Genomic DNA, 16,634 nt, shown 5'->3' with positions numbered 1-16,634 from the left:
TAAAGTAAAATAAAAGTAAATTATAATTAAGATTACTTAGTAAAAACGGATTCATACTTTATATTGAGGCAAATATAAAATATTTACCATTAACTAATTTCTGTAAAAATAGTACATTTGCTACTTGTGATTGAATAAATAATACAACTCAATAATGGATTATTTTATTGTAGCTGAAAATGTTACCCGAACTTATGAAGATAAAATTGCCTTAGATAATTTCAACATCAAAATTCCAAAAGGTAGTATCTATGGAATTTTAGGCCCGAACGGTGCCGGAAAAACTACATTTATTAGAATCATAAATCAAATTACTAAGCCGGATAGTGGTACGATTTATTTTAATGGAGAACCCTTACAACCTAAACACATTTCGCACATTGGATATATGCCCGAAGAACGAGGTTTGTATAAAAACATGAAAATTGGTGAACAGGCAATTTATTTAGCTCAGCTTAAGGGTATGAATAAAACTGAGGCTAAATCGCGTTTGGAATATTGGTTTGATAAACTAAAAATAGACAAATGGTGGAATAAAAAACTAAGTGAATTGTCAAAAGGCATGGCTCAAAAAATTCAATTTGTGGTTACGGTATTGCATAATCCTGATTTATTAATATTTGATGAGCCTTTCAGTGGATTTGATCCTGTAAATGCCAATCTCATAAGAGACGAAATTTTAGAGCTTAAAGAAAAAGGAACCACTATTTTATTTTCCTCTCATCGGATGGAATCTGTAGAAGAACTATGTGATTATATAGCTCTCATAAATAACTCAAAAAAAATTTTAGATGGATCGGTTAAAGAGATCAGACATAAATTTAAGCAAGATAAATTTAAGATTAGAATTACCGATATAGACTTCTTTGAAATTGAAAATTTAATGCAACTTAATGTAGTTGAAAATCTGACAAAAAGGGATAATGAATATTCATTTTCAATTAAAATATCAAATCGAAACTATTTAAAATATTTTATAACAGAGTTATCAACTAAAGGAACTATTCTTTCTTTTTATGAGGAAATTCCCAGTATGAATGAAGTTTTTATTAATGCCGTAAACTCAAAAAATCTATGAGAAATATTTTTTTAGTAATGAGAAGAGAATTTCTTACCCAGGCAAGAAAAAAATCTTTTGTTCTTATTACTTTTTTTGCTCCGATTTTAGTAATATTAGCCGGAGTAATCATTGCTTATATGATTAAAATAAATGAAGGCAATTCACATATTGCCATAATTGATTCAACCCATGAGTTTTACTCTGAGTTTAAAAGTAATGAAAAAAACATATATAATTTTTATACTGAAAATGAGTTAAGAGATTTAAAAGACTCTTTAGCTCAAAGTAAATTTTTAGATGCAATCTTATACATACCTAAAACCCAAGATTCGCTTTTAGATAAGTTACAAGATCACATTCAACTTTACACCAATAAAAATCTTACTAAAAATCTTCTTCATTCAATCGAAGAAAACATCAATAAAAAAATTGAAGAAAAAAGAAGAAAACTATTGGGAATTAAACAATCCGATATCGATAAAATTAATTCCAAAATATCCTTACAAATTATCAATCTTAACGAAGGAAAGTCAGAAAATGACCATTTTATAAAGGAAATTCTCTCATTATCATTAATGTATGTAAATCTTATGTTTTTTATTATATACGGAACACGTGTAATGAGAAGCATTATGGAAGAAAAAAACAACAGAGTAGTAGAAATAATCATCTCTTCTGTCAAACCTTTTGAATTAATGATGGGAAAGATATTGGGTACTACCTTAGTAGCCTTAACCCAATTTTGTATATGGATTGGAATGACCCTATTTCTACTTAGTATGGGAAAGCTGTTGTTCGGTCATGAATTAACCCTTTCTATTCAACAAAATGATTTACGGAATTTTCTCAATCAAGAAACCCAAATTCAAATTAGTGATACCATTAATGCACTCTTTAATCTAGATTATCCATTGATAATTTTCATTTTTCTTTTCTTCTTTTTCATGGGATATTTATTTTACAGCTCTTTTTTTGCAGCCATTGGTGCAGCTGTTGATAATGATACTGAAACTCAACAATTTACCCCTATTATAGTAGTTCCCCTATTATTAGGAGCTTATGGATGTATAAGTATCATAAATAACCCTGAAGGTCCCGTGTCATTTTGGTTAAGCATTATTCCATTTACGTCACCCATGGCTATGGTTACCCGGTCATTTTATGGTATACCGGGATGGCAATTAGCCGTATCCATTATAACTATGGTCGGATCCGTTTTAGTAATGGTTTATATCGCAAGCAAAATATATAGGATTGGAATTCTCATGTATGGGAAAAAAGTCAATATCAGGGAGATATTTCGGTGGTTAAAACAATCTTAATTTACACCTAAAACAGTCTATTGGGCTGTTGAAAACCCATTTTAAGCATTCCGAATTTATAAAATATTTTAGTTTAGTAATAATCTGTCTATAAAGAAATATCTTAAAATATATATTTGAATTATTTTACATTAAACAATACTTTAACTAGGTAACACTAGTTTTATAAATTAAAAAAATTAATTTTATATTTATGCTCAATTACCATCCTATAATTTTTTAAAAATCCGATCCAATGGAAAAAAATTTTTTTATAAAATCCCAAGGTTTGGGAAACGAATATATTGTAATCGATGAAAATAATATTACTTTTCCTTTAACTGAAAAAGCCATTCAAAAAATTTGTAATGTGAACTTCGGTATAGGTTCTGATGGTATTTTATTGAAAACAAAGTCTGATTCTGCAGATATAGGTCTCAAAATTTTTAATCCGGATGGCTCCGAAGCAGAAAAAAGCGGAAACGGATTAAGAATTTTTTGCAAATATGTATATGATTATAAAATCATTCCTCAAAAGGAATTTATGGTAGAAACCAAAGGTGGAAAAGTGCATGCAACCATACAAGAAACACATGAAGAAAGAGCAACACTAATAACTGTAGATATGGGACAAGCTATCTTTAACTCTAAACAAATACCTACTACATTTAATTCTGAAGAAGTTCAGGATGAAATTATTAGTATTGACAACCAAGAGTTTCTGGTCAATTGTGTGTCTGTTGGAAATCCACATTGTGTCATTATAAAAAAAAATCTGGATATTGAAGAAATAAAAAAGTATGGACCTAAAATTGAATCTTTTTATAAATTTCCTAACCGTATTAATGTTCAATTTGCAAAAATTATTAATAGAGATGAGGTTCAACTATTGATCTGGGAAAGAGGAGCCGGATTTACCTTAGCCTCAGGAAGTTCATCCTGTGCGGTAGCAAGTGTCTTAAGAAAAAAAGGGTTGATTAATAGACAAGTAACTATTAAGATGCTTGGGGGTGAACTTGAAATAGAAATTAATGATAATTGGCAAATAAGAATGACCGGTGAAGTGCGACAAATATGTGAAGGTATTTTGCATGAAGAATTAATAAACAGCTTTTTATAAATTATACAAATAAGCAAAATTTCTTTTCTATATTCTTATAAATGATTGCATAATAATAGGATTATTTTTTTTTAAATCTAAAATTTAACTGAAAAAATTATTAATTTTTCTAAAAAAACGTTTGTTAACTATTAATTTTATTGATATTTGTAATCTTATTTTTTTCCAATATTTAAAATGAAAATAAAGTATCACGATTTAATTCAACAAACTTTTGACTTTCCACAACCCGAATTTAAGGTTGATAACGGAAATTTATTATTTCATGACATTCCTTTAATGGACCTAATTGAAAAATTCGGAACTCCCTTTAAGTTTAATTATTTACCTAAAATATCACAAAATATACAACAAACCAAAAAATGGTTTAAAAAAGCTTTTAAGGAAAATAATTACAACAATGAATATAAATATTGTTACTGTACCAAATCAAGTCATTTTTCATTTGTGGTTCAAGAGGCTTTAAAAAATAAAATTAGTTTGGAAACTTCTTTTTCAAACGATATGGAAATTATTCGAAGATTATACAATAAGGGAATTGTCTATAAAAATATTGAGGTAGTGTGCAACGGATTCAAAACCGATGAATATTTAAAGATTATCTCGGAAATGATTAACGGAGGCTTTTCCAATATTTTACCTGTCTTGGATAACTTCAGAGAAATTGATCGACTTTCCGACAGTATAGATACTAATTTTAATATAGGAATTCGAATTGCTTCCGAAGAAGAACCTAAATTTGAGTTTTATACTTCTCGACTGGGTATTGGATATAAAGACATTGTGCCATTTTATGCGCAAAAAATTCAAAATCATCCCTTTGCACGATTGAAGATGCTGCATTTCTTTATCAACACCGGAATTAAAGATACGTCCTATTATTGGAATGAACTTTATAAATGTTTACGGGTTTATGCCCGATTAAAAAAGATTGCTCCCGAAGTAGATTCATTAAATATCGGCGGAGGTTTTCCTATAAAAAATTCCTTAAATTTCGATTATGATTACTACTATATGGTCAATGAAATTACCTATCAAATAAAGAAATTCTGCGAAGAAGAAGGAGTAGAAGAACCAACTTTATATACTGAATTCGGTTCATTTACCGTTGGAGAAAGTGGAGGTATTGTATACAAAATTTTAAGTCAAAAAAGACAAAATGATCGGGAAAAATGGGACATGATAGATAGCTCCTTTATGACTACTCTACCTGATTCTTGGGCCATTTCTCGTCGATTTACCATGCTTCCAATAAATCGTTGGGAGGATTCCTATGAGCGTGTTTTCCTAGGAGGACTTACTTGTGATAGTGATGATTATTATAATTCTGAACAGCACGTGAATGCCATTTACCTTCCTATTTTTAGTGAAGAAAAACCTTTATATATTGGTTTTTTTAATACGGGCGCCTATCAAGATGCCATTAGCGGATTCGGTGGCGTACACCATTGTTTAGTTCCTCAGCCTAAACATATTTTAATTAATAAAAATAAAGACGGTGATTTTACTTATGAAGTATTTCGTGAGGAACAAAATTATAAACAAATTTTGGATCTTTTAGGTTATTAACAGGCGTAAACAATAAATTTACAGAATTATAGTTTATAATTAGAAAAAGGTACAATTTAGCGTAACTGTTTTCTTGTAATTTTTACTATAATACATCTAATGCATAAGTTTATACTAATTATATTCATTAGTTTATATACAATTGCCTATTCTCAAACAGGACAAGAAATATATACCTTTATGAATATGACAGTATCAGCCCGGCAGGCAGCCTTAGGCGGTAATGCAAATTCATCCTGGGACCATGATCCTAATATGGCCATGTTTAATCCTGCCATGATGAATGATAAAATGCAAAATCAAGTTGGAATCAATTATTCTTCTTATCTTGCTGATGTTAAACTAGGAGCAATATCCTATGTATACAATCTTAAAGAAAGTAACCACTTCTTTTCCATACACGGAAGATATGTAGATTACGGAGATTTCAAAGCCGCAGATGAAGTAGGAAATGTAACCGGAAAATTTACTGCCAAAGATGCTGCCGTTACGTTAGGTTATGCATATAGTATATCTGATTTTTTTACCGTTGGTGGTAATTTATCTTATGTTACTAGTAAGATTGAAAGTTATACCTCTTCGGCACTCTTAGCTGATGTTGGTGTTGTATTTCATGATATAGACTATTATACAACCGTTTCCGCCGTAGTAAGAAATTTCGGAGGACAATTAACTTATTATAACGATAGAAGAGAAAAATTACCCATACAAGCCAATTTAGGTATTTCTCAAAGATTCGAAAAATTGCCGGTAGAATTGACCCTTACCTTACACGACTTACAAAAATTTGATATTTCCTCACCTGTCAATAAAAATGGAGATAAAATAAGTGGGGGAAGAAAAATTATCGATCACGTATCTTTGGGTGCTGAATTATTCCCCGAATCAGGATTCAACCTTCGGGCCGGATATAATTTTAAGAGAGGAAACGAATTAGCAATTCAAGACCAAAGGTCATTTGCCGGATTAACCCTTGGATTTGGAGTGAAAATTTCATATTTTCGCTTTGATTATGCGTGGGGACGATATAATGCTGCAGGCAACACCAATACCTTTGGACTTCGTATAGATCTGGAAAATATGTTTGCCCCTCGTTATGACTGGTAATAACATGAAAAATAACAAGATAAATCCTATAATTGCCTTTGATGGTTATTCGTCCACCGGGAAAAGCTCCTATGCAAAAATGTTAGCCCAAAAATTTGGATGGTTTCATATAGACACTGGTGCTATGTACAGAGCCGTAACATTATATGCTATAGAAAATTTTTATAAAAATAACACTATCGATGAGTTGGCTTTGATCGTACATTTAAATGATATTCATATTGAATTTAAGCAAAACTCTGATTCCAGCAATAATGAGATTTATCTCAACAGTAAAAATGTAGAAAATAGAATTCGTGCTTTTGATATATCTGAACAAGTATCCTTGGTAGCAAAAATTCCTGAAGTCAGAGAATATTTAGTAAAACAACAAAGGAATATTGGAAAAAACGGTGGGATTGTTATGGATGGAAGAGATATTGGTACGGTTGTATTTCCCAATGCCGACTTAAAATTCTTTATTACTGCCAGTATTGAAGAAAGAGCAAAACGAAGATTCCTTGACTTTAAAAAACTTCACAAAAATATTTCTTTACAAGAAGTAGAAGAAAACCTAAAGCAAAGAGATTACATCGATGAAAACAGATTGGTGGCTCCATTAATTCAAGCCACTGATGCTGTTCTTATAGACAACACCCATTTAAGCAAAGAAGAAACTTTTTGTAAAATTGTTCAAATTGTTAAGAATAGATTTAAATTTGAGTAGATACAGATACTATTTTTATATTTATTACATCTTATAAAGACCCTATAAATCTATTTATTAAAATTTAATAAAATAACTACCCATAAACTAAAATTTTTCTTACCTTATATTACTATCTGTAATTTTTGAAAAATCATTGAAAATTATACATATTTTCTATCTAGTAGAAAAATTTAGCTTCTCTTAATCTTATTTTCAGTATACTGCTTATAACAAAATAAAACAATACTAGTACCAGTACACTAATTACCAATAATATTTAAATTATAAATTAAAATTTATTCTTCAATTTCTTCTTGTTTATGATAAGCTTCTAATATTTTTCTAACTAACTTATGTCTTACCACATCTATTTCTGTCAATTGTATAAAACCTATACCTTTTACTCTTTTTAAAAGGTGAACAGCTTCTTTTAATCCGGATTTCTGATGCTTGGGTAAATCAATTTGTCCGGGGTCACCCGTTATTATAAACTTAGCATTAACTCCCATACGCGTTAAAAACATTTTCATTTGTAAATGCGTCGTGTTTTGAGCTTCGTCTAAAATAACAAATGCCTCATCCAATGTACGTCCTCTCATAAATGCTAAGGGAGCAATTTGCACAATTCCTTTTTCTATATAAGATGCTAATTTTTCATGACTTATCATATCTCTTAAGGCATCATATAAAGGTTGAAGATAAGGATCTAATTTATCTTTTAAATCTCCGGGTAAAAAACCTAAGCTTTCTCCTGCTTCTACTGCCGGTCGTGTAAGCACGATTCTTTTTACTTGTTTATCTTTTAATGCTTTAACTGCTAAAGCAACACTAGTATAAGTTTTACCCGTTCCTGCCGGACCTATAGCAAATGTCATATCATTATTCTCAACAGATCTTACCAGCTTTTTAAGATTTTCTGTTTTAGCCCTAATAAGCTTCCCTCCTATTCCATGAACAATAATGTCATCGGATTCAGAAGTAATCACATTCTTCTTTTCTCCATTAGAGAGTATGCCCTCTAGAGCAATATCATTTAACTTATTATACCTGTTAATATATTCTATTATTTCTTTAACCTTATTACTAAATAAAGCTAAATCTGCATCATTACCGGCAACCGACACTACTCGATCTCTTCCTATAATTTTTAATTTAGGAAAATGATTAATCAATATATTAAAGTTTTGGTTATATTCACCATAAAAAGTTTTTAAATCCACACCTTCTAAGGTAATTCGTATTTGATTCAAATTTTAACTTGTTTTTTAATTTTACATAACAAAAATAAGCAATAACTTTGTGTAGGATAATAAAAAATGGGAATAATAACACTTACTACCGATTTTGGTTTAGAAGATTATCATGTAGCTGCCCTCAAAGGTGCAATATACAGTCAAATTTCAGATATCATAATCGTAGATATCTCTCATCAAATTATGCCTTTTGATTTAATTCAAACTGCTTATATTATTCAAAATTCCTACAAAAATTTTCCTAAAGGGACCATTCATGTAATCGGTGTTGACGCTCTACCTTCCCCTTTTGTAAAATCTATTGCGGCAGAAATTAACGGTCATTTCTTTATATGCAATGATAATGGGATACTCTCACTAATTGCAGAAGAATATATCCCAGATCAAGTTTATGAAATAACAATCAATAAATACGATGATCTTCATTTTTTAACTAAGGATCTTTTCATTCCGGTTGCATGTCATCTTGCCAGAGGAGGAAAAATAGAACTAATAGGTAGAAAAATAAATTCTTATAAGGAATTAACCCAGCCAAAACCTGTTGAAAAAAGCGAAGATAATTCAATAACAGGGATGATTATTCATGTAGATAATTTCGGGAATGCAATCACCAATATTACTAAAGAACAGTTTCATCAATTCGGAAAAAAAAAGAACTTTATAATTTTTGCCAGAAACGTACAATTTACTGAAATCAAATCTAAATATACTGATGTATTAGGAACAGATCCTGATGAAAAAAAATATCATGGAAAAGCTTTTGCCATTTTTAATTCTGCGGGCTATTTGCAAATATCCATGTATAAGAGCAATTTAAAAACGGTTGGTGGAGCTAGCTCCTTAATGGGACTCTATATTGGTACTAACGTCCGTGTTGTTTTTACTTGATACTAAATAATATCAATTATTCAAAATCATATTTCTTCTGAAGTTTCAAACTCAAATATATCCTGTTTTCATATATTTTTTACTAATGCTTACTTTCAATAATAATATTTCAAGAAACACTAGTATAAGTTTCCAAGCCAAAAATAAGTTTATAAAATATACTTTGGTACAATATTTTCACTCCTAACCAATAAATTAAATTTATAATTAATTTATAAAGTTATATTTTATAATACTATAAGTTTATTTCTTACACTAACAAAAAAATGAAAATACAAGTAAAAAAGTTAAATATTTTATGGTAATTACAATTGATGAATTTCGAGTACCCGAAGGGAAATCTGTTAATCTTAAAAACTATAGCACACAATCTCCGGAAGATTTCAAAAAAAATAGAAAAAGGATTAAAAAAATAATTAAAAACATTGATTATTATCAAAATATTTTAAATGCAGAAAATAAGCAATCTCTATTAATAATTTTACAAGGCATCGATGCTGCAGGCAAAGACAGTTCCATACGAGCAATTATGACAGGTGTAAATCCGCAAGGTGTAGTTGTATCTTCATTTAAAACACCTTCATCCTTAGAATATGAACATGATTATTTATGGAGACATATCATTAAAATGCCTGAACGTGGAAAAATAGGAATTTTTAATCGCTCTCATTATGAAAATGTTTTAGTTTGCAAAGTTCATCCTGAGTTTATTTTAAACGAAAAAATACCTTATATAAACAATGTCAAGGATATAAACAATGAATTTTTCGAAAAAAGATATGATGAAATTAAAAATTTTGAAAACCATATGTTTAATAACGGAACTCGAATTATTAAATTTTTCCTTAATATAAGTAAAGATGAACAGAAAAAAAGATTTATTAAAAGGATTAACAATAAAGAAAAAAATTGGAAATTTTCATCTTCTGATCTAAAAGAGCGTAAATTTTGGAATGAGTATCAAAAAGCTTTTGCTCTGGCTTTTGAAAAAACTTCAACCGAAAATTGTCCCTGGTTTATAATTCCATTTGATAATAAATCCTATGGGCAATTAGTTATGGCACACATCATTAATGAGACTTTAAAATCTATGAATCCCAAATATCCGGAGGTAAATAAGCAAGAAAAAGAAGCTTTGAAAGATGCCTATCAAGATCTACTAAACGAAAAAGAATAAAATGTATACTTAATTAAATAAGCCTGTTCGATTAGGCCAAATAAAAATACCAGTTTACTTTAAATTATTATTTATCAGAAATTAACCATTTTAGATTACATATTGGTTAATTTTAATTTAAAAATTATTAAACATATCTTTTAAATAAGTATAACATTAATTTTATCGATTTAAAGGAAGTAAAATTTATTTATAATTGTTAATTAATTATAGATCATAATTGGAAACAGTCGAAAAATCTAATTGTCATTACTTTTTATTTAAATCTCACCATATGAAATTCTTTTATTTTTTCAAGTTAAAGTATTATTTATTCCATATTAGTCACAAATTAATTTTTAAAGTATAATTGAATAGAATAATAATTTTAAATTATTAAATTATTTTTTTATTTCAGCTCTTTTAACGTTTGTGATTCCTTCAATATTATGCAATTCTTCTATAATTTGCTCTAATTGAAGGGTATTTTTTACAAATAAAATTAAATTTCCATAAAAGATTCCATCTTCAGAATTTATATTTATTTTTTTAATGCTAATTTTAAATTGATTCGATATTAAAGTAGTTATATCGTTGAATATTCCGGTTCTATCGATCCCCTGTAATGAAACTTCTATAAGAAAATCTCTACTTGAACTACTAACCCATTTAGCCGGAATCACTCTATAATCATAATTAGCCCGCATATCGATTGCATTCGAACAATTTTCTTTATGCACCTTTATACCACTATTGATGGTTATAAAGCCAAAAATATTGTCTCCCGGAATAGGATTACAACATTGTGATAATTGATAATTTAGTTTTTCTTCATCATCACCAAAGACAATCATATCATAAGTTTCCTCTTCATTGGACTCCAAAAAATTCTTTTCAGCTATTAATGAGGTTTTTCTTCTAAGCTTTGATAATATATTGTTTAAAACGCCTTTACTGTCCCTATATTTTTTTAACGCTTTACTATCGATGACGCCTGTTGCTACCTGATAAAAAATATCATGACTGGTTTTAGCTCCAAAAAATTTTTGAATGGAATTAAGTTCTCCTTCTGAAAAGCTAATTTTTAGATGCCTCAACTTACGAATTAATAATTCTTTACCTTCCTCAGTATACTTTCTTTTTTCTGAATTTAATGCCGTCTTTATCCTTGATTTTGCTTTTGAAGTAGAAACAAAATCCAACCAATCCGCTTTTGGTTTCTGAACATTTGATGTTAGTATTTCAACCTGATCTCCACTTGATAGTTTATAACTCAAAGGAACTAATTTATTATTCACTTTAGCTCCTAAACAATGGTCACCTATACTAGAATGTACTGAATATGCAAAGTCTAAAGCTGTAGCCCCTGCCGAAAGAACTTTTAAATCACCTTTAGGGGTAAAAACAAAAATATCTTTAGTATATAAATTTAATTTAAAATCATCTAATAATTCTTTTGTGGATGCCGATCCTAAATTTTCCAACATTTCTCTAACTTGAGATATCCAATTTTCAATCTGATTGTCTTCTCTTCCCTTATATCCTTCTTTATATTTATAATGTGCAGCTATACCCTTTTCTGCCAATTCATCCATTCTTTCCGAACGTATCTGCACTTCCACCCACTTGGATTCCGGTCCTATTACCGTAACATGTAAACTTTCATATCCCGTTGATCTGGGTGTTGTAATCCAATCTCTCATTCTACTTGGATTGGGCATGAATTTATCCGTGACTATAGAATAAATTTTCCATGCCAAGAATTTTTCATTCTTATAATCTGATTTATATATAACTCGAATAGCAAATAAGTCAAAGACTTCTTCAAAAGATACATCTTGTTTTTTCATTTTTTTATAAATTGAAAAAACGGATTTATGACGTCCCTTGATAGTAAAATTCAATCCTTCTGCATTTAAACTATCTCTCATTATTCTTGAAAACTGTTCAATATATCTTTGCCTGTCTTTTTCTGTTTCTTCAAGCTTTTTAACAATTAAAGAATAAGATTCCGTATCTGTATATTTTAAGCTCAAATCTTCTAACTCAGATTTTATTGTATATAAACCCATTCTATGAGCCAAAGGAGCATATATATATGTTGTCTCAGCAGCAATTTTTTTTTGTTTGGAACTTTTCATACTATCCAAGGTCCTCATATTGTGAAGTCTATCAGCTATTTTAATTAAAATAACTCTCACATCTTCAGACAAGGTAAGTAATAGCTTTCTATAGTTCTCTGATTGTAATGAAAGATTTTGATGGTCTATGTTGGAGATTTTAGTAAGACCATCTATAATTTTAGCAACTTTAGGATTAAATAAATTATAAATATCTTCAATAGTATACTGAGTATCTTCTACTACATCATGCAATAAAGCACATGCTATACTAGTAGCACCCAAACCTATTTCGTCAGCAACAATTTTAGCTACGGCTAATGGATGGTATATATAGGGTTCTCCAGTCTTTCTTCTTTGGTCCTTATGCGCTTCTTTTGCTAATTCAAAAGCTTTTCTTATCAGAGACTTATCTTCAGTTGTCAAATCTCTGTATGTGTTACGAAGCATATCTTTATAACGCTTGACTATTTCTTCTTCTTCTTTTTTTAGATGTAATTCTTCCATACCATTTTTAGCCTATTTTTCAATTTTTTATTAATATGGGATACATAACATGAATCCTAACTAATTAGTAAAAATTAAGACTTATTATTTACACAAAGCTAATTAATTTTTCTTTTATATATGTGTTCTAACTTTTTTATGTTATTATATTATTATTAAATTTATATTTTTGAAAACTAATTATGGTACCAATGAAAAAAACTATGCTAAAATCATGTTTATTATCATGTTTTTTAAACGCTTCATTTTTAACTGCTCAAATGGGTGGTGGCATGTGGATGCCCAACCAACTTAATGAAAAAGAAATGAAGGAAATGGGTATGAAAATATCCTCGAAACAAATATTTAATACAAAGAATCCAAGTATTAAAGATGCTGTTGCACATTTCGGAGGGGGTTGTACTTCTGAAATTATTTCTCCTAAAGGTCTATTGCTTACCAACCATCATTGCGGATATTATAATATACAATCACACTCTACCGTTAGCAACGACCTATTAACTCATGGTTTTTGGGCTTCCAGTTTTGATGAAGAAAAACCTAACGAAGGATTAAAAGCAACATTCATAGTTGATATCAAAGAAGTTACTCCTCAAATTTTAATGGGGATAAGTGACAATTTAACTGAACAACAAAGAAATACACTTATTCAAAATAATATTAATAAAACTCTCACTACTATAAAAAAAGAAAATTATCAAGATATAGCTATATTACCTTTTTATTATGGTAACCAATATTATGCCTTTATAACAGAAACCTATGAAGATATTCGTTTAGTAGGAGCTCCGCCATCTTCCATTGGAAAATACGGATCAGATACTGATAACTGGATGTGGCCTAGACATACCGGAGACTTTTCTCTTTTTAGAATTTATGCCGATAAGAATAATCGTCCTGCAAAATATTCAAAAGATAACATTCCCTATACTCCCAAATATTATTTACCTATTTCAATTAAAGACAAAAAGGAAAATGATTTTTCATTCGTATATGGATTTCCCGGAAGAACTCAAGAATATTTACCTTCATCCGCTATAGAACAAATCCTAGAAATAACTAATCCCTCCAGAATTTCTTTACGTAATGAATCTTTAAAAATTTTAGATAGCGCTATGCGTGAAAATAAAGAAATAAAAATAAAATATGCAGCGAAGTATGCTTCAATAGCCAACGGATGGAAAAAATGGATAGGTGAAAATCAAGGATTGATTAAATCTAATACTATACAAAAAAGAAAGGAATACGAAACTCAATTAATAGAACATACCAACACAAGTCTTGATGATAGAAATAAAAATTTAGTTTTATTGAATACTATGAAAGGACTATATAAAAGTAGTAGTGGATATAATAAGGCTTATACTTATTTTAATGAAGTATTTTATTCGAATTCTGAGACTTTCCGTATGGCCTATATATTATCCAATCTTCTTAGTACTTCAGATCAAAATTTTGAAAAAATAAAATTAAGAGTCATTAAAAATTTGACGAATATTTATAAAAATTACGATCCCGAATTAGACAAAAAAGTATCTTCTCAAATGCTTTCCATGTATAGTATGAATATTGAACCACGATTTCAGATAGCCGGTCATGAAGATTATGAAAAGGTATCTTCCTGTAATATTTACTTATCTGAATTATGGAATAAATCTTATATAACCGGTAAAAAAGGAAATCTCTTATCTATTTTATCTACTGATTCACAGGAAAATATAAAATCTAAATTAAAAGAAGATGCTGTTTTAAACTTTATTAACCCTTACGTTGAAATGTTCAGAGTAAAAATTTTACCTTATCATGATGAATTTGACAAGAAGCTTGATAGTCTTCAAAGAAAATACATGAAAGCCCAACTTAATGCTTTTCCTTCTAAAAAGTTCTTTCCGGATGCAAATTCTACTTTAAGAATTACCTATGGTAAAATTGACGGATATATGCCCAAAGACGGTATCTATTATAAACCATTTACAACATTGTCCGGTGTTATTGAAAAATATGTCCCCAATGATTATGAATTCGATCTTCCTAAAAAATTGATAACATTGTATAATCAAAAAAATTTCGGCTCCTATTCACAAAATGGAGATATAATAGTAAATTATATTGCTACCAACCATACCACCGGAGGAAACTCAGGAAGTCCTGCTTTTGATTCTCAAGGTAATTTGGTTGGACTCAATTTTGACAGAGTTTGGGAAGGTACAATGAGCGATACTAATTACGATCCAACTATTTGCAGAAATATTATGGTTGACATCCGTTATATATTATTTATTATAGATAAATATGCCGGAGCCCAAAGGCTAATAGATGAAATGAAAATTATAAAATAATAAAAAAGAAGTTTTCTAAATTAGAAAACCTCTTTTTTATGTAAATAATTATTTAAAACAATCCTATTGCCTTCCACCAAGCAGTTCCTATAATTAACCAAATTAACAGGATAACCAAACTCATAAAAAAGCCTATCTTCCACCATTTTGCTAAGGGAATGTATCCACAACCGAACAAAATAGGGGCTGGCCCACTAGAATAATGAGTAATAGACATATTTAAATTACTAAAAAATGCAAATAATAAAATTGCCAACATTGGAGGAGCGCCTGCAGCTATTGAAATGGATACAAATATAACATACATAGCACTTATATGTGCGATAGCACTAGCCATAAGATAATGAACATAAAAGTAAACCAAAAGAAGAATCAATAACATAGGCATCCAATTCATTCCTTTCACTGATGCTGCAACATAATTTCCAAACCAAGGAATAAAGCCTAAGGTATTTAATTGGGAAGCTAATGTCATTAGAATGGCAAACCATATAATTGTATGCCATGCTTCTTTTTCACTAATTACATCATTCCAATCAAGTGCACGAGTTAATAACAAAATACATAATCCTACAAATGCAGTAAATGTTGCATCTATTTTAAGGAATGACCCTAACACCCAAAAAATGACTAAGTAAGAAAAAACACCAAGAACAATCCATTCATTGGTGGTCATTTTACCCATTTCTTTTAGCTTTTCTTTTGCTATAGCTTTCATTTCCGGAGTATATTTTAATTCCGGTGGAAAAAATTTATATAAAATATAAGGAATTAGCAATAGAGATAATAATCCGGGAACTATTGCTGCTTTTGCCCAATCAGTCCAAGAAATAGTATAACCCATATTTTCAACAAATTTAGCAATCATAGGATTACCTGCCATTGAAGTTAAAAACATAGCACAAGTAATAGCATTACATTGAAAAATACACTGTACTAAAAAAGCTCCTATTTTATTTTGAGTTCCTTTTTCTGGAGTAGAATCATATGCATTTGAAATAGATAGAAATAAAGGTGTTATAATACCACCACAACGTGCAGATGTTGATGGCATTGCCGGTGCAAAAATTAAATCAGTCATAACAAGACCATAAGATAAACCTAAAGAACTATTTCCAAGCTTACTAATGAAAAGATAACCTACCCTTCTTCCAAAACCTGTTTTGATAAATCCTCTTGAAATAAAAAAAGCACAAGCAATCATCCAGATTGTTGTATCTCCAAAACCTTTTAAAGCGCTTTTGATACGAATTAAATCTAAAGCAATAACCGTTGTCATACTAAATATGGCCATCGCTCCCAGAGGAAATGGGGATAAAATTAACCCCAGAACAGTAGCAATAAAAACTGAAGCTAAATGCCATGCTTTTACATCAACTCCATCAGGTGCAGGTATAAACCAAAGAATAATACCTACCAAAATAACCAATAAAAACTTTAATATATTTATATTCATAATTTAACTATATGTTTTTAATTTATTACATGTTTATATTCGATATAAATAAATGTTAATTATTAAACAA

Annotated in this window: 12 protein-coding genes; 9 read left to right on the top strand and 3 right to left on the bottom strand. The window is 29.4% G+C overall.

What is annotated here, in order from left to right; all coding sequences use genetic code 11:
* Positions 1-154 precede the first annotated feature (154 nt).
* From ASC36_RS06095 to cmk, 6 genes are all read left to right on the top strand, one after another.
* On the top strand, positions 155-1,078 hold the full coding sequence (locus ASC36_RS06095) for an ABC transporter ATP-binding protein (RefSeq protein ID WP_055425610.1): 924 nt from the start codon (positions 155-157) through the stop codon (positions 1,076-1,078).
* Positions 1,075-2,382, top strand: coding sequence for an ABC transporter permease (locus ASC36_RS06090; protein WP_055425609.1), 1,308 nt, complete (start codon positions 1,075-1,077; stop codon positions 2,380-2,382). The genes ASC36_RS06095 and ASC36_RS06090 overlap by 4 nt, the downstream gene beginning before the upstream one ends.
* A 235-nt stretch (positions 2,383-2,617) precedes the next feature.
* Positions 2,618-3,481: a diaminopimelate epimerase gene (gene dapF, locus ASC36_RS06085; RefSeq protein ID WP_055425608.1), complete on the top strand. Its 864-nt coding sequence runs from the start codon at positions 2,618-2,620 to the stop codon at positions 3,479-3,481.
* A gap of 177 nt (positions 3,482-3,658) precedes the next feature.
* Entirely contained in the window at positions 3,659-5,050 is a 1,392-nt protein-coding gene (locus ASC36_RS06080) for a type III PLP-dependent enzyme domain-containing protein (RefSeq protein ID WP_055425607.1), read from the top strand.
* A 99-nt stretch (positions 5,051-5,149) separates the two neighbouring features.
* The gene (gene porQ, locus ASC36_RS06075; protein ID WP_055425606.1) at positions 5,150-6,157 is read left to right on the top strand and encodes a type IX secretion system protein PorQ; all 1,008 of its coding nucleotides are present in this window, start codon (positions 5,150-5,152) and stop codon (positions 6,155-6,157) included.
* Positions 6,158-6,161: 4 nt separating this feature from the next.
* Complete coding sequence (gene cmk / locus ASC36_RS06070; protein ID WP_055425694.1) at positions 6,162-6,863, top strand: (d)CMP kinase; 702 nt, start codon at positions 6,162-6,164, stop codon at positions 6,861-6,863.
* A 278-nt stretch (positions 6,864-7,141) separates the two neighbouring features.
* On the opposite strand, the gene ASC36_RS06065 is transcribed toward cmk, so the two are convergent.
* Positions 7,142-8,095 carry a PhoH family protein gene (locus ASC36_RS06065; RefSeq protein WP_055425605.1) on the bottom strand — a complete coding sequence of 318 codons (954 nt, stop codon included), beginning with the start codon at positions 8,093-8,095 and terminating at the stop codon, positions 7,142-7,144.
* A gap of 66 nt (positions 8,096-8,161) precedes the next feature.
* Here ASC36_RS06065 and ASC36_RS06060 point away from each other — a divergent pair, with 66 nt between their 5' ends.
* Entirely contained in the window at positions 8,162-8,986 is an 825-nt protein-coding gene (locus ASC36_RS06060) for an SAM hydrolase/SAM-dependent halogenase family protein (protein WP_055425604.1), read from the top strand.
* Positions 8,987-9,284: 298 nt separating this feature from the next.
* Positions 9,285-10,163, top strand: a complete 879-nt coding sequence (locus tag ASC36_RS06055; RefSeq protein WP_055425603.1) for a PPK2 family polyphosphate kinase — start codon at positions 9,285-9,287, stop codon at positions 10,161-10,163.
* A 380-nt stretch (positions 10,164-10,543) separates the two neighbouring features.
* Here ASC36_RS06055 and ASC36_RS06050 read toward each other — a convergent pair whose 3' ends face one another.
* A complete protein-coding gene (locus tag ASC36_RS06050) occupies positions 10,544-12,769 on the bottom strand; it encodes a RelA/SpoT family protein (protein ID WP_055425602.1) in 2,226 nt (741 codons plus the stop codon).
* 191 nt (positions 12,770-12,960) lie between these two features.
* Here ASC36_RS06050 and ASC36_RS06045 point away from each other — a divergent pair, with 191 nt between their 5' ends.
* Positions 12,961-15,108, top strand: a complete 2,148-nt coding sequence (locus tag ASC36_RS06045; protein WP_176696536.1) for a S46 family peptidase — start codon at positions 12,961-12,963, stop codon at positions 15,106-15,108.
* A 52-nt stretch (positions 15,109-15,160) separates the two neighbouring features.
* On the opposite strand, the gene ASC36_RS06040 is transcribed toward ASC36_RS06045, so the two are convergent.
* Positions 15,161-16,564: an anion permease gene (locus tag ASC36_RS06040; protein ID WP_055425601.1), complete on the bottom strand. Its 1,404-nt coding sequence runs from the start codon at positions 16,562-16,564 to the stop codon at positions 15,161-15,163.
* Positions 16,565-16,634 lie beyond the last annotated feature (70 nt).

This window comes from Apibacter mensalis (assembly GCF_001418685.1).
Taxonomy (GTDB): domain Bacteria; phylum Bacteroidota; class Bacteroidia; order Flavobacteriales; family Weeksellaceae; genus Apibacter; species Apibacter mensalis.
This window is presented reverse-complemented; position numbering and strand designations above follow the sequence as displayed.